Below are 18,942 nucleotides of genomic sequence, written 5' to 3' on the forward strand. Positions count from 1 at the left end.
TGATCGTCATGGCAAGAGATGCGCCCGGTAATTTTACGTGCCATCTCCTGCCAATGTTGCCGTCGCATGACAAATTCGAATGTCACGCATGCGACGCCGTTGGCCATCAAGCATCGTTCAAGCGATGGTGATGGCAAACGGGTCTCATTCGGCGCACGGCGGCTTGGTTGGGGAACCAAAATAGTTTAGTGAATCAGGGGTAACGCGATGATAGAGCGTAGCTCCGATGATACCCGCATGCCTCTCCGACGACTGGATCCTCTGCCCGGAGAGAGAGGACATTTCCGCTGAGTTCACGCGGCTCCTCACAGCAGCCCAGGAGGGTGGGGCCACGATCGCGGAATGCCTGATGATCGCACGGCAGCTCAAGCGCGGCGACGAACAATCCTGGCATCGCGAGTGGAAGAAGCTGGCACGGGCCAACCGCCATCGTGCCGAGGCGGCTTTCGCCGAAGGCCACATGGCGACCGCGCAGCGCAACTGGCTGCGCGCCCTGAATTACTACGGTGCAGCCGCAATGCCGCTCGACCAGGCGGACGAGCGCCGCTGGGTCGCCGTGCTGGCGATGCAGGAATGCGCCCGCCGCTATCTCACGGCGCGCGCGCCGGGCGGCGAGGTCGTGACCATCCCGTGGGTCGAGGATCATGCGCTGCAGGGTTACTTCCTGCCCGCGTCGTCGTCGGGCGGTCGGGCTCCGACCGTGATCTGCATCGGAGAGCCCGGTCACCGCAAGGAAGAGTTTCTGTTCAAGCTTGCGCCGCATGCGCGCGAGCGCGGCTTGTCGATGCTTGCGCTCGACCTGCTCGGCACCGAGCGCGACGATTACACCGATACGCTTCTGCAGCGCCGCGATCTCGAGAGCGCGATCGCCAGCGCCATGGACTATCTGGAGACGCGCGGCGACGTCGATTTCGATCGCGTCGCGATCGTGGCGGACGGGTGGGGCTCTTCCTTCGTGGCGCGTGCGGTGCTGCAGGAGCCGCGGCTGGCCGCGGCCGTCTGCGACGGCGGGCTGTGGGATCTGCATGAACGATCCTTCTTCGCCAGCCGCTTTGCGATGAGCGATCTCAGCATCGTCCCGGTGCCGCATACGCCGCTGATGGCTTCCAGCGCCGACTGCCCCGTGCTGATCACGCTCGGCGAGGACGGCTGGCTCAAGGCCGACCGGGCGCGCCAGATCGTGCAGAAATCGCAGTTCGGCAGCACGGATATCGTGCTGAAGGTGTTCACGGCGGCGGAGACCGGCGCGGCGCAGGCCCACGCGGACAATCCGAGCCTTGCCAACGAGTACATCTTCGACTGGCTGGAAACGCGACTCGGCGCCGCCGGCCGGCGGATCTGATCGGCAGTCCCTGAAGCTCAGAAGTCGAGCGAGATTCTCACGCAGGCCTTCTCGAGGCGGGTCTTCAGCGTTGCGAGCTTTGCGGTGAATTCCGTCAGCTCGTTCTCGTCGAACTCCTGGAAGACGAATTCGCGAATCGTCTTGTACTGTTCGTTGAGGCTCGCGATGTGCTTCTGCGTCTTGTCGACCAGCGATAGCCGCACCACGCGGGCATCGGTCGGCGAGGGGCGGCGGCGCAGCAGGCCCTTCTTCTCCAGAAGCTTGGACTGGGTGGTGACGAAGGACGGGTCGACGTGGAGCAGCTTGGAGACCACGTTGACCGGAACGCCGTCGTCCTTGTCGAGGTCGGAGATCGCCATCAGGATCAACCATTGCGGGCCGCTGATGCCGAGCGTCCTCGCCCAGAACTGACGCAGCTCCTCGAGATGCATGTTGATCGACGATATCTCCCAGGTGAAGCGCCTGATGATATCCAGGTTGCCGACGGAGCGCATGCGCGCTCCTTCCTTCCTCGTCGCGGACACAGCGTCACTCCCGTGAACTAGATTCTTCCGGCTGCCGTCGTGGGAGGTCATAGTCCACGCAAGCCTGCCCTGACGCAAGTGCAGAGCAGGGTAATTTTGTCACTAAAATTACAAAGATGAGCAGATCAGCATCTTTGTCGCACCCGGGTGTTGCCCGCGGGGCACAGGCTTAGTGAAACCACAAAGCTGATCTAATAAACTATTTTGATTAGCCGAACGGCGCAGGCATATTGGCTCGTGACGGTGGGGGGTACTCGATCGTCCCGTTACAGGTGGTTCGCTCACGTCCCTCGCGTCGAATGCGGGTGTGTCCGAAAGCGCGCAGCGGCCGAGCGGATTTGAAGAGACGGGGATCTGGGGGGCCTCACGGTCCGGTCTCCGTAAAATGAGCAACTTGGAGGTTTTAAATGAAAGTGGTGAAGAGCCTTTTGCTCGGCACTGCGGCGGGTCTGATCGCCGTCGGTGGAGCTCAGGCGGCTGATCTTCCGGTCAAGGCCAAGGCGGTCGAATACGTGAAGATCTGCTCGCTCTATGGCGCGGGTTTCTACTACATCCCGGGCACCGACACCTGCATCAAGCTCGGCGGCTATCTGCGCGCGGAAGTCGCGCTCAACGCCGGCGGCAACTACAGCGCCCAGTACAACAACGTTTTCGCGGCCAACAACCGCCTGACGAACTACTATTCGATGCGCGCTCGTGAAGATCTCAACATCGACACGCGTACCGCGACCGAGTACGGCGTGGTCCGCACCTATTTCGATGCGGTCTTCACCTGGACGACTGGCAACTATGTCGGCAACGGCTCGGCGACGGGCGGAACCCAGTACAGCGGCACGCTCGGCCTCAACGCGGCCGGCACTGCCCTCACCGGCTCGAGCGGCGGCGCAGTCAACGGCACCGACGGCGGTATCTCCGGCGGCGCGCTCGGCGTCTACTACGCCTTCATCCAGTTCGCCGGCTTCACCATGGGTAAGGCCGTGTCGCAGTTCGACGCACCCTGGATCAACTATCCCGGCAACAACTTCGACCAGCTGGTCGGCGGCAGCGGCACCACCAACGGTGTTGCCCAGTTCACCTACACGGCTGACTTCGGCCAGGGCATCACGGCGATCTTCTCGGCGCAGGACCAGACGCAGGTCTTCCAGACCAACCTCTGGAACACCGCCGGCATGTCCACCACGGGCGTTCTCGGCGGTGCCTACGGTTCGAACGCTCTCGGCGGCAGCAGGGCTCCCGACCTCGTCGGCGCGGTCCGCGTCGACCAGGCCTGGGGCCTGTTCCAGGCTTCGGTTGCCGCGCACGACAACCACGTCGGCTACTACGGCGCGACCGAAGTCACCGGTCACCCCGAAGACAAGTGGGGCTGGGCCGTTCAGCTGGCCTTGCAGATCAAGAACATCCCGACCGGTGCTGGCGACGTGATCAACGTTTCGGGCGTCTACACCGACGGCGCGAGCCGCTACAACTTCCAGGAGCTGGCTGCGACCAGCTACTCGATGTTCGGCAGCTCCAGCGGCGCGTATCAGAGCATCGGCTTCGCCGGCGTGTCTGACGCGGTGTACGGTCCCGGCGGCGGCCTCGAACTGACCAAGACCTACGGCTTCCGTGGCGCCTACACCCACAACTGGAGCCCGTACTGGAACACGGCGCTGTACGGCGCGTGGGCTGCGGTCAACTACAGCAGCACGGCGAAGGGCCTGATCTGCGGTAGCGCTGCGTTCGCGACCCTGACCGGCACCTGCAACCCGGACTTCAACATCGGTCAGGTCGGTGTCATCACCCGCTGGACCCCGGTGAAGAACCTGACCTTCTCGGCTGACTTCACCTACAGCCACCTCGACCAGAAGTACTCGGGCGTGATCACGACCGGTGCGCTGACGAGCGTTGCCAAGCCGGCCGCGACCTACGAGCTGAAGGACCAGGACACCTACAGCCTGCTGCTGCGCGCCCAGCGCAACTGGTAAGCCCAGAGGTCTTCGGACTTGACGAAGCCCCGGCGGGAAACCGCCGGGGCTTTTTCTTGGGGAGAGGGGGGTTCGGAAAATCCGTTTTTCCCGTGCGCGAGACGAAGACGAGCTATGCGATTCGATCGCGCTCAAATTTATTTACTTACCTGAGTTGATCAGCTATATAGCTCTCAGCCGAATACGAAAGTTGCGGCTCTTAGCTTCACGCTAAGCCTCCAGAAACCTCCGGTGATGCCCCGCCGGAGGTTTTTCGTTTTGCAGCAGGGCATCTTCGAGCGAAGCGGTTCCGCTTCGCATCAGGAAAACGCCTCGAACCAACCTTTAGCCGCGCATCATGCGGGCGCGCGAGTTCGGCCGGTAGGCGAGACGGCTGTGGCCTGCGCAATAGGACTGGCCGTCGGGCGCAGTGTTGCCGCAGAAGCAGAAATCCTCCGCGCCCGGCGTCGAGATCGGCCAGCGGCAGCGGTTCTCCGCGAGTTCCAGCAGCGAGCAGCGATTGGCCTCGTCGATCGGGCCTGTGGCCACCGGCGCATCAGTCTCGCCATAGATCGAGGCGAGCATCTCATATTGCAGCCGCGGCACCGCCCTCGAGGCGCGCGCGGTGCTCCTGTCGTGAACCTTGCGGTCGTCGAGCGTGCGTCCGCGCGTGAGATTGAGCCGGGACAATTTGCCGATCACGGCGTTGCGGCTGACGCCGATGTCGGCGGCGATCTCGCTGCAGGTGAGGCCGGCGTCGAAGTGCCGCCTCAGGATTTCAATTCGTTCGTCAGTCCAGGTTGGTGAGAGAACAGGCATTGTAACGGTCCCAGGTTGCAGATGTCGGCCATCCGCATCCGAGATCCGTCCGCTTCACGTTCGGCGCGCGCTCACGTCCTGCCATTGTCGCGAATCGACAAAAGCCCGTCCTTGATGGCGAGACGGATGCCTTCCTCGATCAAGGTACGTGCGACGCCGGGAACGCTGGTGCCGTGGGTGCCCTGTCTCACCAATTTCTCCAGATAGGTGATGGTCGAGAGCGCCAAGGTTACGGGGATGCGGTCAGTCTCGGCTTTTTCGGTGGCCATGGCCCGAACGCTAGCCTCTTACTCGGGTACATAAAAGTAACGATTAAGACTCTATTTAGGTCCATGGCCAGAAGTCAAATGCAACCTGCGCTTGACGTTTATCCGATTGGAATCACAGGAGAAATTTTACGCGATTCAGCGCGCCGCGCGGACGGCCGGGCGGCGACGTGGCGTCAACGGGTCAGGAAATGCCGGGCCGGCTCAGCCGTGCACCAGCGCCTTTTCGATCATGCAATGGATGCCCTTGGAGCCGTTCACGGTCTGGGTCACCCTGAGATCGGCGGCAAGGCTGCACAGCGTGTAGGCGTCCTCGCGCGACAGGTTTCGCTTCTCGCCGAGCAGCACGATCATGTCGCGCAGCGCGCGCACCGCGCACTGGTCGAGGTCGGGGTCCATCGCCATGGTGATGTAGTGGCTCGCCGTCTCGGCGCGGGGATAATTTAGCCTGAGGTCCTTGCGCAGCGTCAGGCGGAAGCGGCCCTGCAGCGCGGTCTCGATCGCGGTGACGCAGACCTCGCCGTCGCCCTGCACGCCATGGCCGTCGCCGCAGGAGAACATTGCGCCCGGGACGAACACCGGCAGGTACAAGGTCGCGCCGGCGCCGAGCTCCTTATTGTCGAGATTGCCGCCCATCGCGCGCGGGATCAGCGAGGAGATCCGGCCCCAGGCCGGCGGCGGGGACACGCCCATCACCCCGAAGAACGGCTTGAGCGGCAGGTCGAGGCCCCAGGGCATGCGGCCGACCATCCGCGTCCGGTCCAGCGGGATGTTGAGGACGCGCGTCTCGTGGAAATCGTCGGGCAGGGTGCCGGACAGCGGCTTGATCATGTTCCAGCCCCAGTCCTGCCGGAGCTGGGCGTCGAGGATCTCGACCGCCAGCACGTCGCCGGGCTCGGCGCCCTCGACGGCGATCGGGCCGGTGAGGATGTGGCCGGGCAGCAGGCGCTCGCTCCGGGCGTGAACGTCGTGCATCTCCGGCGGAATGTGAAACTTGTCGCGGTCGGGCAGCATGTCCGGGCCGCCGCTGATGGTGTCGACCGTCACCTCGTCGCCGCTCTTGACGGTGAGCACGGGCTTGAGCGCGGCTTCGAAGAAGCCCCAATGGCAGGTCTCGGGGCTGGAATGCAGGTGGTGATGGGTCATTTGCCGCGTCCGTCCGGTTTCATCAGCTCTCGTCATGAGAACCTGTTATGCCCGGGCTTGACCGGGCGATCGATCCTCTTTCAAAGGATTTCTGAAGATGGACGGGCCGGTCAAGCCCGGCACGGTCATTCCAGCGAGGCTCCCCTGTATTTCGTTCTCTCCAAGACCCTCGGCACCGCATTGCTGCCGATCAATCTCCTGGTCGAGCTCGGGATCCTGTCGCTGCTGTTGATGGCGACGCGCTTTGTCGCGCTCGGCCGCAAGCTTGCCGTAGCCACGCTGATCCTGCTGGCACTGTCCGCGTTCTCGCCGCTCGGCAATCTCCTGCTGTATCCGCTGGAGTCGCGCTTTCCGGCATGGGACCCGTCGCGCGGCGCGCCCGACGGAATCATCGTGCTCGGTGGCTCCGTCGACACCGATCTGTCGGCGGCGCATCGCACGCCGGTCGTCGCGTACGCGGCCGATCGGATGCTGGCGCCGGCCGACCTCGCGCGCCGCTATCCGAAAGCACGCATCGTCTTCACCGGGGGTACGTCGAACCTGATCGCGACCGAGGCGAGGGAAGCCGACTATTCCGCGCCGATCCTGGAGAACCTCGGCATCCCGAAAGAGCGCATCATCCTCGAGCGCGACTCCCGCAACACCTGGGAGAACGCGATCTTCACGAAGCAAATGGTCGCGCCGAAGCCGGGCGAGCGCTGGCTGCTGGTCACGTCGGCCTTCCACATGCCGCGCTCGATGGGGATCTTTCGCAAGGCCGGGTTTGACGTCGAAGCCTATCCCGTCGACTGGCGCATGGGCGGCCGTGACGAGCTTTTCGCCTTTACCCGTAACGGACGGGAGGGGCTCGAGAAGACCGACGTCGCGATGCGGGAATGGATCGGCCTCGCCGCATACCGCGTCATGGGCCGAACCGGCGAGTTGCTTCCGGGGCCGGGCAAGGACTAGAACGAGGGAAACAACAACACAGCACCGGCGCGTGGATTGCCGGCCGGGAGGACGCCATGCAGCAGCAAAGCGCAGACAGGATCGATCTTGCCGGTCTCGTTGCCGATCTCAACAGCCTGTTGCGGCTGAAGACGACCGTGATCGGCATGAAGCTGTTCGCGCAGGCCGCGGAGATGGAGGCGATCCCGAAGATCCGGCGGCCGAATGCGGTTCACACCACCGACCAGATCGTCAGCATGGCCTCGCGGCTCGGCTGGACCGTCGGCATCACCGGTGACGATCTCGTCGGCGCGCAGTGCCGCGCGGTGATTGGCCTCAGCCCGCAGGACGACAAATGGCTCGCCGGCGAGAACTATGTCGGGGTCTGGCACGGTACCGCGGAGGACGCACGCAAGCGCCAGGAGGCGCTGGATGTGGTTCCGTTCGGTCACTATCAGGCCCTCGCGGTCAGTCCGCTCGCCAGCGGCCGGCTCGATCCGCCCGACATCTGCCTCGTCTATGCGACGCCGGGGCAAATGATCATCCTGATCAACGGGCTGCAATATACCGGCTACAAGAAGTTCGAATGGGGCGTGGTCGGCGAGACGGCCTGCGCGGATTCCTGGGGGCGGGCGCTGAAAACCGGCGAGCCGAGCCTGTCCTTGCCATGCTATGCCGAACGGCGCTATGGCGGCGTGCCGGACGAGGAGATGCTGATGGCCCTGAAGCCGGCGCATCTCGCCAAGGCGATCGAGGGCATGAAGGCGCTGGCCAGGAACGGGCTGCGCTATCCGATCCCGCCCTATGGTATTCAAAGCGACGTCCGTGCCGGCATGGGCGTGAGTTACGCGAAGAAGTGAAGGCCGACCATGAGCTCTGAGAAATTCGACATCGTCGTCTACGGCGCGACCGGTTTCACCGGCCAACTCGTCGCTGAGTATCTGACTCAGCATTATAAGAGCGACAGGACACTCAAATGGGCGATGGCGGGCCGCAGCCTCGGCAAGCTGAAATCGGTGCGCGATGCGATCGGCGCGCCCGGGAATACGCAGCTGATTGTCGCGGATGCATCGGACGCCGCCTCGCTGAAGGCGATGGCGGAGCGCACGATGTCGGTGATCACGACGGTTGGTCCGTATCAGCTTTACGGCGAGCAACTGCTCGCGGCCTGCGTCGACACCGGCACGGATTATTTCGATCTCTGTGGCGAGCCGATCTGGATGCGGCAGATGATCGACAAGTACGAGGCCGCGGCGAAAGAGAGCGGCGCGCGCATCGTATTTTCCTGCGGCTTCGATTCCGTGCCGTTCGAGCTCGGTGCTTTCTTCGTGCAGGAAGAGGCCAAGCGCGTGTTCGGCGCGCCCGCCGCGCGCGTGAAGGGCCGTGTGCGCGACATGCGCGGCACGCTCTCGGGCGGCACCGCGGCGAGCGCCAAGGCGACATTCGATGCAGTCGCCAAGGACATCAGCCTCATCGCGATCCTGAACGATCCGTTCGCGCTGACGCCCGGCTTCACAGGTCCGAAGCAGCCGAAGGGCAACAGGTCGTTGCTCGAGGAGGACCTGCAATCATGGGCGGCGCCCTTCATGATGGCGCTGATCAACACCCGCAACGTCCATCGCTCCAATATGTTGATGGGCTTTCCCTACGGCCAGGACTTCGTCTACGACGAGATGGTTTTGACCGGTCCAGGCGAGAAGGGCGAGGCCAACGCCAAGCGCGTGATGGCCGCCAACGCCGAGAAGACAGGCCCGAACGCGCCGAAGCCGGGCGAGGGGCCGTCGAAGGAGGAGCGGGAGAACGGGCTCTTCAATTTGCTCTATGTCGCGATCGCGCCCGACGGCCGCGCGGTCCGCGCCGGCGTCACCGGCGACCGCGATCCCGGCTACGGCTCGACCTCGAAGATGATCTCCGAATGCGCGATCTGCATGCTGCGCGATACGACGGACGTTGCAGCCGGATTCTGGACGCCGGGCGCAGCGATGCAGCACAAGCTGATCAAGCGGCTGCAGGACAATGCCGGGCTGACGTTCAGGGTCGAGCCGTAAAGTCCACGGCGTTGCAGGAAGCGCGATCCGTGTCAGCGAAGTTCGACATCGTCGTCTACGGCGCAACCGGCTACACCGGCCAACTCGTCGCCGAATATCTCGCCGCGCACTATGTCGGTGACGGCGCACCGACCTGGGCGATGGCGGGACGCAGCGGGGACAAGCTCGCGTCCGTTCGCGATGCGATCGGCGCGCCCGCTGACACGCCGCTCATCGTCGCGGATGCAGCCGATCCAGCGTCGCTGCAGGCGATGGTTGATCAGGCGAAGCTGGTCATCACCACCGTTGGTCCTTACCAGCTCTACGGTTCCGACCTGGTTGCCGCCTGCGTCGCCTCGGGCACCGACTACATGGATCTCTGCGGCGAGCCGATCTGGTTGAAGCAGATGATCGACAGGCATGAGGCCGCCGCTAAGGCGAGCGGTGCGCGCATCATGTTCTCCTGCGGCTTCGATTCCATTCCGTTCGAGCTCGGTGCGTTCTTCGTCCAGGAGGAAGCCAGGCGCGTGTTTGGAGCGCCGGTGCCGCGCGTCAAGGGACGCGTTCGCGACCTCAGCTGGAAGTTCTCCGGCGGCACCTCGGCGAGCGCAAGGGTCACGTTCGCGGCGGTTGCGCAGGACCTCAGCCTGGTGTCGGTCCTCAAGGACCCCTTTGCATTCACACCCGGCTTCGAAGGGCCGAAACAGCCGCGCGGCAACAAGCCTGTTTTCGAGGAAGACCTGCAATCCTGGTCCGCTCCGTTCGCGATGGCGACGCTGAACACCCGCAATGTCCACCGCTCCAACATGCTGATGGGATTCCCGTATGGCAGGGATTTCGTCTACGACGAGATGGTGCTGACGGGAGCGGGGGACGAGGGACAGGCCAACGCCAAGCTCGTGATGGCCGCCAACAGCGAAAAGACCGGCCCCGAAGCACTCAAGCCCGGCGAGGGGCCGTCGAAGGAAGAGCGCGCCAACGGCCATTACGACCTGCTCTATGTCGCGATCGCGCCCGACGGCCGTCAGGTGCGTGCGGCGGTGAAGGGCGATCTCGATCCGGGTTACGCGTCGACGGCGAAGATGATCTCCGAATGCGCGATCTGCCTGCTGCGCGACACGCCCGATGTCCCGGCTGGCCTCTGGACGCCCGGCGCGGCGATGCAGCACAAGCTGATCAAGCGCTTGCGGGAGCATGCGGGGCTGAGGTTCGCGCTAGAGAGCTAGCTCAGTGTCGTAGAGTGGGCAAAGCGACTTGTCCGCCGTAGCTCAAAGAGCGAAGGCGGAAGCGTGCCCACCATTGTCGCGATTGGAGAGAGATGGTGGGCACGGTGCGTTGCGCCTTTGCCCACTCTACGGCAGCGTTCGTGTCGTTACGCCGCACGCGCATCATACGCGTACATGAAATCCATGCTCTTCGAGCCCAGCGGCAACAGCCATTTCAGCATCTGATTGCGGATAAACGCGCCGGTGGCGCTGAACTCGCGTTTGCTGTTGCCATTGCGGCGGGCGATGGCGACGATCTTTTCAGTGCGCGGGCGCCGCTCGGCCTCGAAAGCCTGGAAGGTCGCGCCGAGTTCCTGGCCCTCCTGCATCAGACGAGCGAGCCGCATCGCATCTTCCAGCGCGAGCGAGGCGCCCTGGCCGGCATGGGGGCTGGTAGCATGCGCGGCGTCCCCGATCAGCAGCGAGCGCTTGCGCGACCAGGTCGGCAGGGTTGCGACGTCGAGCGTGTCGGTGACCACGATGTTCTCGGCGGCGTGGATGATGTCGGGGATCGGATCGCGCCAGCCGTGGTGGAAGCCGCGCAGATGCTGCTTCAGCGTCGCCTGGTCGAGCGCGCGGAACATCGCGGCGTCCATGCCGTGGGCGGGCTGCGTGCTCCACCACATCACGCCGTCGGTCGGATCGGGGCTGCAATAGCCGTAGCCGAAGAAGCCGCTCTGCCCGAACGTGGTCTCGACATGCCGGCCGATCGGCCGGCCGTCGAGCACGGCGTGCGGTACGAAGCCGCCGAAGCCGATCAGGCCGGTGTTGAAGGGTTGCGGCCCGTCAGGCACGACCTGACGCCGCGCGATCGAGTGCACGCCGTCGGCGCCGATCAGGAAGTCGCCTTCGGCGGTGGTGCCGTCGGCGAAATAGGCGACGATCGGCTGGTCACCGCGATCCTCGATCTTGATCAGGCGCTTCTCGAAATAGAGCGAGACGCAGGCGCACCAGGCCTTGTCGATCAGGATCTCGTTCAGCGCGGCACGGGAGATGTTGACGGCCGGCTGGCCGAAACGCCGCACCATGTCGCGGTTGATCGAGCCGAGCCGCTCGCCGCCTTGCGAATAGAAGTCGAAAGCCTCCGCGACCGAGCCGCGGCTGATCAATTCGTTCGCTAGGCCGATCTCGTCCATCACGTGCATGCCGTTCGGCGCGATCTGGAGGCCGCCGCCGATGCCCTTGGAGTAGGGCCACGCCTCGTAGATCGCGGACTCGATGCCGGCGCGGCGCAGCAGGATTGCGGTGACGGGCCCGGCGATGCCGGCGCCGATGATCAGGGCCTTGCGGGGACGGTAGGACATGGCTTGCTCCCGACGTTTCCGTGGTGCTAGGAGAAATTACGGTCGCTAAATCTCTTAGTGACTAAGATATATATCGACTAAGATAAGAGGCCGACCTTGTCAAGGACGAAGGCGCGCGGGGCGCTGCTCGCGGAATTGGAAGAGGCGATGCGGCGGTCGTCCGCCCAGGGCGTGCTCTATGGCCAAACCGTTGCCAACGTTGCCGGAATTGCCAATTCCGACCTCGAATGCATGGACATCCTCTATCTCGAGGGACGAGTCACCGCGGGCCGGCTCGCCGAGGTCACGGGGCTGACGACGGGCGCCATCACCGGCGTGATCGACCGGCTCGAGAAGGCGGGCCTCGTGCGCCGCGAGCGCGACGAGACAGACCGCCGCAAGGTCTTCATTTCCGTCGTGCCGGAAAAGGCGATGAAGATCGGTCAGCTCTACGTGCCGATGCAGCAGGCGATGGAGAAGGTGTTTGGCGCCTATTCCGACGAGGAGCTGCGGCTGCTGCTGCGCTTTGCGACCGAGGGCTACAAGGGCGTGCTGGCGGCAACCGAGGCGCTGAAAAGCCTGCTCGACACGCCGCCGGAGAAACGGCCGGATCTCAAGCTGAAGAAGCTTCGTCGCTAGTTTTCTTGTAGAGTTGCGCAGCCGCGATCATGCCCCACATCGCGCCCAGCATCATCCAGAAGTGGCGCCAGTGGTCGGTGTCGATCACGAAGCTTTCGCCGACGGTGCCGACGAAGGCGGAGAAGATCGCGAGATAAGCGCGCTGCCAGGGCACCCGGACGAAGATGTGCCGGAAGCCCATGATGACTGTGGTGAAGACCAGCGCGGGATAGCACACGCCGGACAGCCAGCCGCCCGACATGAAGGCGTTGAGGTAGGAGTTGTGGGTGTCCTCGGGGAAGTAGCGGTGGAATTGCAGCGGGCCGATGCCGAACGGCAGGTCGAGCGCCATTTCCGCACCGAGAATGTGACGGCCGAACCGGCCGAAGCGGCCTTCGTCGTAACTCTGGTCGAAGCTGGCGCGCTGCTTGAACATCTCGGCGGTGGCATCGAATGACAGCAGCACCGCGATCAGCGCGATACCCAGCACCGCAGCGACGATCGCCATGACGATGATGCGCGAACGCTGCGCATTGCTGCGGCTGGTCAGCACCATCAGCGCCAGCATGAAGGCGGAGGTCAGCACCAGGCCGCCCCAGGCGGCGCGCGAGAAGGCGAGCAGGATGGCCAGCGACATGATGCCGAAGGCCATGACGTTGCGGAACGCCTTGGCGAGCTTGTCGGAGACCACGCTCTGGAGCGCGAACAGCGCCGGCAGGATCAGGAAGGCGCCGAGCACGTTCGGGTCCTTGAACGTGCCGCGCGCGCGTCCGTAGAGCGTGAGCAGGTCGTCGCCGCCGGGAACCAGGTGAAAGTAGCCGGCCACCGCCAGCAGCGAGGCGATCATCGCGCCGACCACGAGGCCGCGGCGGAGCATGTCGAGCCGGGCCGCGGTGTCCTCGGAGGTGACCATCGCGAAGAACACCACGGTCACCGCCATGTACCAGGAGGTGGCGATCCAGCTCACCACCTCGGGCTGGTCGTACAGCGGGATCGCGCTGATGGTGTAGCCGACATTGAGCACGACCAGCATCAGGATCAGCGGCATCAGCACGAGCCGCAGGCGCAGGCCGGTGGCGAAGAAGGTGACGGTGGCGAGCAGCGTCGCGATCTCGTAGGGGCTCGGCTCGATGAAGACGATGGCGCCGGAGGCGCCGACCAGCCACACCAGCGCACGCTGGAGCGCCAGCACGCCGGGTGCGGCCGGTGCGGCTATCTTCACTCCACCGGCTGTCGCCGCATACGCCATCACACGCTCATACGCTTACGCAACTCGTACGCCACAAGGCATCGCTGTCATCGCCCGGCCTTGTGCGCAATTGCGCACTGGACCGGGGCATGACCACAATCTCAATACGCGTTCTCGTTCTTGGTCAGCAGCGAGATCGGCGTCTTCAGGAGAATGACGAGGTCGAACAGCACCGACCAGTTCTCGATGTAATAGAGGTCGAACTCGACGCGCTTCTGGATCTTCTCCTGATTGTCGATCTCGCCGCGCCAGCCGTTGATCTGGGCCCAGCCGGTGATGCCGGGCTTGACGCGGTGGCGGGCGAAATAGCCGTCGACGGCCTCGTCGAACAGGCGGCTCTGCAGCTTCCCCTGCACCGCATGCGGACGCGGCCCGACCAGGGAGAGATTGCCGGAGAACACCACGTTGAAGAGCTGCGGCAGCTCGTCGAGGCTGGTCTTGCGGATGAAGCGGCCGACGCGAGTGACGCGCGGATCGTTTTTGGTCACGACCTTGGAGGCGGTCGGGTCGGCCTGGTGGTGGTACATCGAGCGGAATTTGTAGACGTCGATGCGCTCGTTATTGAAGCCGAAACGCTTCTGGCGGAACAGCACCGGGCCGGGGCTGTCGAGCTTGATGGCCAGCGCGACCAAACCCATCATCGGCAGGGCCGCGAGCAGCGCGAGGCCGCCGACGACGCGGTCGAACAGCCATTTCATCACCAGGTCCCAGTCGGTGATCGGCGCCTCGAACACGTCGAGCGTCGGCACCTCGCCGAGATAGGAATAGGAGCGCGGACGGAAGCGCAGCTTGTTGGTGTGCGCGGAGAGGCGGATGTCCACCGGCAGCACCCAGAGCTTCTGCAGCATCTCCAGGATGCGCGTCTCAGCCGAGATCGGCAGCGCGAACAGCACGAGATCGACGCGGGTGCGGCGGGCGAATTCGACGATGTCATCGACCTTGCCGAGCTTGCGCGCGCCGGCGCAGGTGTCGAGCGCGCGGCTGTCGTTGCGGTCATCGAACACGCCGAGCACGTGGATGTCGGAATCCTCCTGTGCCTTCAGCGCTTCGACCAACTGCTCGCCGTTGCTGTCGGAGCCGACGATGATGGTGCGGCGGTCGAGCCGGCCCTCGCGCGCCCAGGCACGCACCAGCGAGCGCAGTACCAGCCGTTCGGCGATGAGCGCAGCGAGACCGAGGAAGTAGAAGGCGGCAAGCCAGAGCCGCGACATTTCGCTGCCGAACTTGGCGAAGAAGAAGATGCCGATGAACAGCAGGAAGACGAACGACCAGGACGAGATCATCCGCGTCATCTGTCGGAGATGTCCGCGGAACAGTTGCACCTGGTAGATATCGGCGGCCTGGAAGCAGACCACGGCGGCGACCGCGACAGCGACGATCTCGGCGGGGTAAATCCAGCTGAAACCGGCGAGCGGCATGACGTAGCCGACATAGAGCACGATGCCGACGAGGCTCAGCAGTGTGAAGTCGAGCGCGCGCACGATGCCGGCGATCACGATCGGGGAATAGGCGCGGGCGACCTTCTGGTTGACGACGTCGAGCGCGGCGGGCGAGAGCCGGCGGCGGCGCTCTACGAAGGGTTGGTCGGCGGGCTTGGCCGCAGCGCTGGTGGCTGCATCGAGCATCGAGCGTGCGTTGAGCTGTTCCACGGGCGTCCACGTCCATTCCAAAAGCCCGTGGGCGCGACTTTGCGCCCCGGGTGAGCATCCCCTGGCACCTCGATTATCGGATAAATCGGAAGATTCTCTAAAGCGGGCCTTAAGGATGGTTAGTGTTTGGTAAATGCGTCGCGGTAACCCGCGAGCACGCCGTCAACCATCGCCTGCTGGGAGAAATGCGCGGAGATGCGCTCGCGCAGGGACGATGCGTGCTGCGCGGTTCCTTGCGGATCGTCGAGCGCGGCCGCGATCGCTTCCGCCATCGCCTCGGCGTTGCTCGCCGCGAACAGGGCCGGGCTCTCCGGCCCGAATATCTCGGGAATGCCGCCGACCCGGGCGGCGATCATGGGAATGCCGGCCGCGCCCGCCTCGATCACGACATAGGGCATGGAATCGCCGCGCGAGGGCACGACCAGCAGCCGTCCCTTGGAGAAGCCGTAGCGCGCCTTGACGTGGCCGATGAAGCGGATCGCATCCGTGAGGCCGAGTTTTTCGACCTGCGCCTTCAGCTTCGCGGTTTCCTCGCCGTCGCCGCCGAGCGTCAGCGTGACCTTCCTGCCGCCTTCGTGCAGGCGCGCGACCGCGTCGACCAGCAGATCCGCGCCCTTGATGTGCCTGAACTCGCCGACATAGGCGAGGTCGGTGGCATCCTCGGCAATGGTGACAGGCTCGAATTCTTCCGGCGTCACGCCGTTGTAGACGCAATGCACCACGCCCTTGGGCGTGCCGACGATGCGCTGATAGGTGTCGCGGGCAAACGCGCTCTCGAACAGGAACAGGTCCGTCGCATCCATCAGCGTGCGTTCGAGGCGGGCATAGAACTCGCCCTTGAACGTGTTGAGGGGATAATGCAGCGAACCTCCGTGCGGGGTGTAGATGCGGATGGTGTCGTCGGAGCGTCGCCGCATGCGGACGAAGGCGCCGGCCTTGGCGCCATGTCCGTGCATCACGTCAGGCTTGAGCTCGCCGATCAGGCGCCGCATCCGCAGCCACACCAGAAAATCATCAGGCGACGGCTCGCGGCGGATCGCGAGGCGGTGCACGCCGAGCTTCAGCCGCGGTGCGAGCTCGGCCAACGCCTTGTCGGCGCGCTCGCCGCCGGTGAGGCTGTCGGCGAGGATGCCGACGTGATGGCCGCGATCGATTTGGCCGTTGGCGAGATCGAGGATGTGGCGGAAGATGCCGCCGACGGGCGCGCGTACGGCGTGCAGGATGCGGAGCGGCCGGTCGGGAGAGGGGGGCATGATCAGAACCAGCGCTCGACGGCGAATGCTCGGACAATTCTCGAAATATCCAGATCGATTAAGGGGGCCTCGTGGTTAACAAACGGTGACGAGCGCGCGGGTGCCTGTCTCAGTGTGGCGCGATTAACCCAGCAGCAACCTTAATGGAGTGTAATCGCCGCGGTTGAGGTAGAGTCGCAGCATTGTCCTGCGGGAGTGTTCGATGCGTTTAGCGTTCTGGCGTGCCGGCAAGGACAAGGCTGTGATCGAGCGGGCTGTTTCGAAGCCCAAGGCCGAGGCGAAGGCGGCCGATCCCGCGCCCAAGGTTGAAGCGAGGCCTGCGCCCGCTATTGCGAAGCAGGCTCCGGTCGAATCCGGCGATATCGATCTTCATGCGCTCGGTGGCGCGCTCGCCCGCAAGCGCGGCTGGATCATCGTGCCGACGGTGCTGGCGCTGGTCGCGTCCGTCGCTGCCGTCAATCTCGTCACGCCCCGCTACAAATCGGAATCGCGCATCCTGATCGACGGCCGCGAGAACGTGTTCCTGCGTCCGAGCAGCGACCGCAGCACCGAGGAGCGGCAGGCCCTCGATCCCGAAGCGGTGACCAGCCAGGTCCAGCTCGTGCTGTCGCGCGATCTCGCGCGCGAGATCATCAAGAAGAACAAGCTTGCCGAGCGCCCCGAATTCGATCCGGTCCTGCAAGGCATTTCGCCGCTGAAGTCGCTCGCCGCGCTGGTCGGCATCGTCCGCGATCCGTTCTCGATGACGCCGGAAGAGCGCGTGCTGGATGCCTATTACGAGCGGCTCCAGGCCTACGCCGTCGACAAGTCCCGCGTGGTCGTGGTCGAATTCCAGTCCGCCGATCCGGATCTTGCCGCCCGCGTCGCCAATTCCATCGCCGACGGCTATCTCGTGCTCCAGCAAGGTGCGCGCCAGGAGCAGGCCAAGAACGCCAGCCAGTGGCTTGCGGGCGAGATCGAGAACCTGCGCAAGAAGGTTTCCGACGCCGAAGCCAAGGTCGAGGACTTCCGTTCCAAGTCGTCGCTCTTCGTTGGCACGAACAATACCACGCTGTCCAACCAGCAGATGGGCGAGGTCAACACCCAGCTCAACAACGCGCGCTCGATGAAGGCGGATGCAGAATCCAGGGCGCGGTTGATCAAGGAGATGCTCCAGAGCGGCAAGCCGATCGAGGCATCCGATGTCGTGAACTCCGAGTTGATGCGGCGACTGTCGGAGCAGAGGGTCACGCTGCGCGCGCAGCTGGCCGAACAATCGTCCACGCTGCTCGGCAATCATCCGCGGATCAAGGAGCTGAAGGCGCAGCTCGGCGACCTCGACAATCAAATCCGGGACGAGGCGGCCAAGATCTCCCGCTCGCTCGAAAACGACGCACGCATCGCCAGCGGCCGGGTCGACGGCCTGACAACGAGCCTCGAACAGCTGAAGAAGCAGGCGACCTCGACCAATGGCCAGGACGTGCAGCTCCGCGCGCTCGAGCGCGAGGCCAAGGCGCAGCGCGATTTGCTCGAGACGTATCTTGGGAAGTACCGCGAGGCGAGCACCCGCGAGTCCATCGACTCCGCGCCGGCGGAAGGCCGCATCATCTCGCGCGCCATCGTTTCGAACACGCCGGCCTATCCGAAGAAGCTGCCGATCGTGCTGATCGCGACCATCGCGACGCTGCTGCTCTCGTCCGGCGTCGTCGTCACCGGCGAGCTGTTGCGCCAGACCGCGCCGCGCGCGGCGGCTGTGTTTGCCCCGGCGCCGACGCAAACGCCAGTACGAGCACAGGCGGCGGTGCGCCATGAGTCGCTGGTCGAGCCGCTCGTCGAACCGGACATCGAGCCGGTCATTGACGAGCCCGCACCGTTGCAGCCGGAGATGACGGCCGATGCCGTCGTCACCGAATTCGCCGAGATCGAGCAACTGGCCGAGCGCCTGCGTGCCGCAGGCGCGGCAGCGAAGAAGGTCACGGTGCTCGGCACCGCCTCGGGCGAAGCCGTTACCCTGTCCACGCTGACCTTGGCCCGGCACCTGGCGCGCGACGCGCGAGTCGTCGTGGTCGATCTCGCCGCGTCCTCGCCGACCATTGCCGCCGTGGCGGTCGACGCCACGGCTCCCGGCATTGCCGAACTGATGCAGGGCGAGGCCTCGTTCGCGCAAGTCATCACCCGGGACAAGCTGTCGCGGCTGCATCTGGTCATGGCCGGCCGTCCCGGCTTCGACCGCAGTCTGCTGCAATCGCCGCGCGTGACGCTCGCCATCGACGCGCTGCTGCGCGCCTACGACCACGTGCTGCTCGACGCCGGCAGCGCCTCGGACCTTCCGGCGGAACTGCTGACGGCGCATGCCCGCGCCGTCGTGGTGCCCGATGCGTCGATGGCCGCGGACGCGCGGTCGCTGATGTCCGAGCAATTGAAGGCCGTCGGCTTCAGCGAAGTGACGATGCTGAGCAGGCCGGTGCAGCCGTCGAATGCGGCGGAGACGCCGCGCGTGGTTGCGGCGTAAGGCGATTCTTACCCTCTCCCCCTGTGGGCCCCCCTGTGGGAGAGGGTGGCTCGCCGCGGAAGCGGCGAGACGGGTGAGGGGTCTCTCTCCACTCGTTCTATTGCCATTTGAATTCGCGGGCACAACCCCTCATCCGGCGC

16 protein-coding genes are annotated in these 18,942 nt (G+C 64.8%); 8 read left to right on the forward strand and 8 right to left on the reverse strand.

The window, feature by feature from the left end; all coding sequences use genetic code 11:
• Positions 1 to 226: 226 nt before the first annotated feature.
• Positions 227 to 1,342 (forward strand): dienelactone hydrolase, encoded by a 1,116-nt coding sequence (locus VGR99_RS19755; RefSeq protein WP_326900637.1) that lies wholly within the window; start codon positions 227 to 229, stop codon positions 1,340 to 1,342.
• A 17-nt stretch (positions 1,343 to 1,359) separates the two neighbouring features.
• On the opposite strand, the gene VGR99_RS19760 is transcribed toward VGR99_RS19755, so the two are convergent.
• Complete coding sequence (locus VGR99_RS19760) at positions 1,360 to 1,866, reverse strand: MarR family winged helix-turn-helix transcriptional regulator (RefSeq protein ID WP_326900638.1); 507 nt, start codon at positions 1,864 to 1,866, stop codon at positions 1,360 to 1,362.
• Between the two features lie 407 nt (positions 1,867 to 2,273).
• On the opposite strand from VGR99_RS19760, the gene VGR99_RS19765 reads away from it, so the two are divergent.
• The gene (locus VGR99_RS19765; RefSeq protein WP_326900639.1) at positions 2,274 to 3,830 is read left to right on the forward strand and encodes a porin; all 1,557 of its coding nucleotides are present in this window, start codon (positions 2,274 to 2,276) and stop codon (positions 3,828 to 3,830) included.
• Positions 3,831 to 4,154: 324 nt separating this feature from the next.
• Here VGR99_RS19765 and VGR99_RS19770 read toward each other — a convergent pair whose 3' ends face one another.
• The 3 genes from VGR99_RS19770 to VGR99_RS19780 form a co-directional block, all read right to left on the reverse strand.
• Complete coding sequence (locus VGR99_RS19770; RefSeq protein WP_326900641.1) at positions 4,155 to 4,628, reverse strand: GcrA family cell cycle regulator; 474 nt, start codon at positions 4,626 to 4,628, stop codon at positions 4,155 to 4,157.
• A gap of 71 nt (positions 4,629 to 4,699) precedes the next feature.
• Positions 4,700 to 4,897, reverse strand: coding sequence for a hypothetical protein (locus VGR99_RS19775; RefSeq protein WP_007603456.1), 198 nt, complete (start codon positions 4,895 to 4,897; stop codon positions 4,700 to 4,702).
• Between the two features lie 201 nt (positions 4,898 to 5,098).
• Positions 5,099 to 6,040 (reverse strand): acetamidase/formamidase family protein, encoded by a 942-nt coding sequence (locus VGR99_RS19780; protein ID WP_326900648.1) that lies wholly within the window; start codon positions 6,038 to 6,040, stop codon positions 5,099 to 5,101.
• A gap of 180 nt (positions 6,041 to 6,220) precedes the next feature.
• Here VGR99_RS19780 and VGR99_RS19785 point away from each other — a divergent pair, with 180 nt between their 5' ends.
• From VGR99_RS19785 to VGR99_RS19800, 4 genes are read left to right on the forward strand one after another with little or no spacing between them, the layout of a single operon-like run.
• Complete coding sequence (locus VGR99_RS19785) at positions 6,221 to 6,988, forward strand: YdcF family protein (RefSeq protein ID WP_326900649.1); 768 nt, start codon at positions 6,221 to 6,223, stop codon at positions 6,986 to 6,988.
• A 56-nt stretch (positions 6,989 to 7,044) separates the two neighbouring features.
• The gene (locus tag VGR99_RS19790; RefSeq protein WP_326900650.1) at positions 7,045 to 7,827 is read left to right on the forward strand and encodes a DUF169 domain-containing protein; all 783 of its coding nucleotides are present in this window, start codon (positions 7,045 to 7,047) and stop codon (positions 7,825 to 7,827) included.
• A gap of 9 nt (positions 7,828 to 7,836) precedes the next feature.
• Positions 7,837 to 9,015: a saccharopine dehydrogenase family protein gene (locus VGR99_RS19795; RefSeq protein WP_326900651.1), complete on the forward strand. Its 1,179-nt coding sequence runs from the start codon at positions 7,837 to 7,839 to the stop codon at positions 9,013 to 9,015.
• A gap of 29 nt (positions 9,016 to 9,044) precedes the next feature.
• Entirely contained in the window at positions 9,045 to 10,220 is a 1,176-nt protein-coding gene (locus VGR99_RS19800) for a saccharopine dehydrogenase family protein (protein ID WP_326900652.1), read from the forward strand.
• A 146-nt stretch (positions 10,221 to 10,366) separates the two neighbouring features.
• On the opposite strand, the gene VGR99_RS19805 is transcribed toward VGR99_RS19800, so the two are convergent.
• Complete coding sequence (locus VGR99_RS19805) at positions 10,367 to 11,563, reverse strand: FAD-dependent monooxygenase (RefSeq protein ID WP_326900653.1); 1,197 nt, start codon at positions 11,561 to 11,563, stop codon at positions 10,367 to 10,369.
• A 147-nt stretch (positions 11,564 to 11,710) separates the two neighbouring features.
• Here VGR99_RS19805 and VGR99_RS19810 point away from each other — a divergent pair, with 147 nt between their 5' ends.
• Positions 11,711 to 12,181 carry a MarR family transcriptional regulator gene (locus VGR99_RS19810; RefSeq protein ID WP_326900684.1) on the forward strand — a complete coding sequence of 157 codons (471 nt, stop codon included), beginning with the start codon at positions 11,711 to 11,713 and terminating at the stop codon, positions 12,179 to 12,181.
• Here VGR99_RS19810 and VGR99_RS19815 read toward each other — a convergent pair.
• The 3 genes from VGR99_RS19815 to VGR99_RS19825 form a co-directional block, all read right to left on the reverse strand.
• The gene (locus VGR99_RS19815; protein WP_326900654.1) at positions 12,156 to 13,409 is read right to left on the reverse strand and encodes an O-antigen ligase family protein; all 1,254 of its coding nucleotides are present in this window, start codon (positions 13,407 to 13,409) and stop codon (positions 12,156 to 12,158) included. The two genes, VGR99_RS19810 and VGR99_RS19815, sit on opposite strands and share 26 nt — an antisense overlap.
• A gap of 101 nt (positions 13,410 to 13,510) precedes the next feature.
• Complete coding sequence (locus VGR99_RS19820; RefSeq protein ID WP_326900655.1) at positions 13,511 to 15,058, reverse strand: undecaprenyl-phosphate glucose phosphotransferase; 1,548 nt, start codon at positions 15,056 to 15,058, stop codon at positions 13,511 to 13,513.
• Between the two features lie 119 nt (positions 15,059 to 15,177).
• A complete protein-coding gene (locus VGR99_RS19825) occupies positions 15,178 to 16,311 on the reverse strand; it encodes a glycosyltransferase family 4 protein (RefSeq protein WP_326900656.1) in 1,134 nt (377 codons plus the stop codon).
• A 202-nt stretch (positions 16,312 to 16,513) separates the two neighbouring features.
• On the opposite strand from VGR99_RS19825, the gene VGR99_RS19830 reads away from it, so the two are divergent.
• Positions 16,514 to 18,802 carry an exopolysaccharide transport family protein gene (locus tag VGR99_RS19830; RefSeq protein ID WP_326900657.1) on the forward strand — a complete coding sequence of 763 codons (2,289 nt, stop codon included), beginning with the start codon at positions 16,514 to 16,516 and terminating at the stop codon, positions 18,800 to 18,802.
• Positions 18,803 to 18,942: the final 140 nt, after the last annotated feature.

The sequence above is a fragment of the Bradyrhizobium sp. genome (assembly GCF_035935975.1).
Lineage (GTDB): Bacteria > Pseudomonadota > Alphaproteobacteria > Rhizobiales > Xanthobacteraceae > Bradyrhizobium.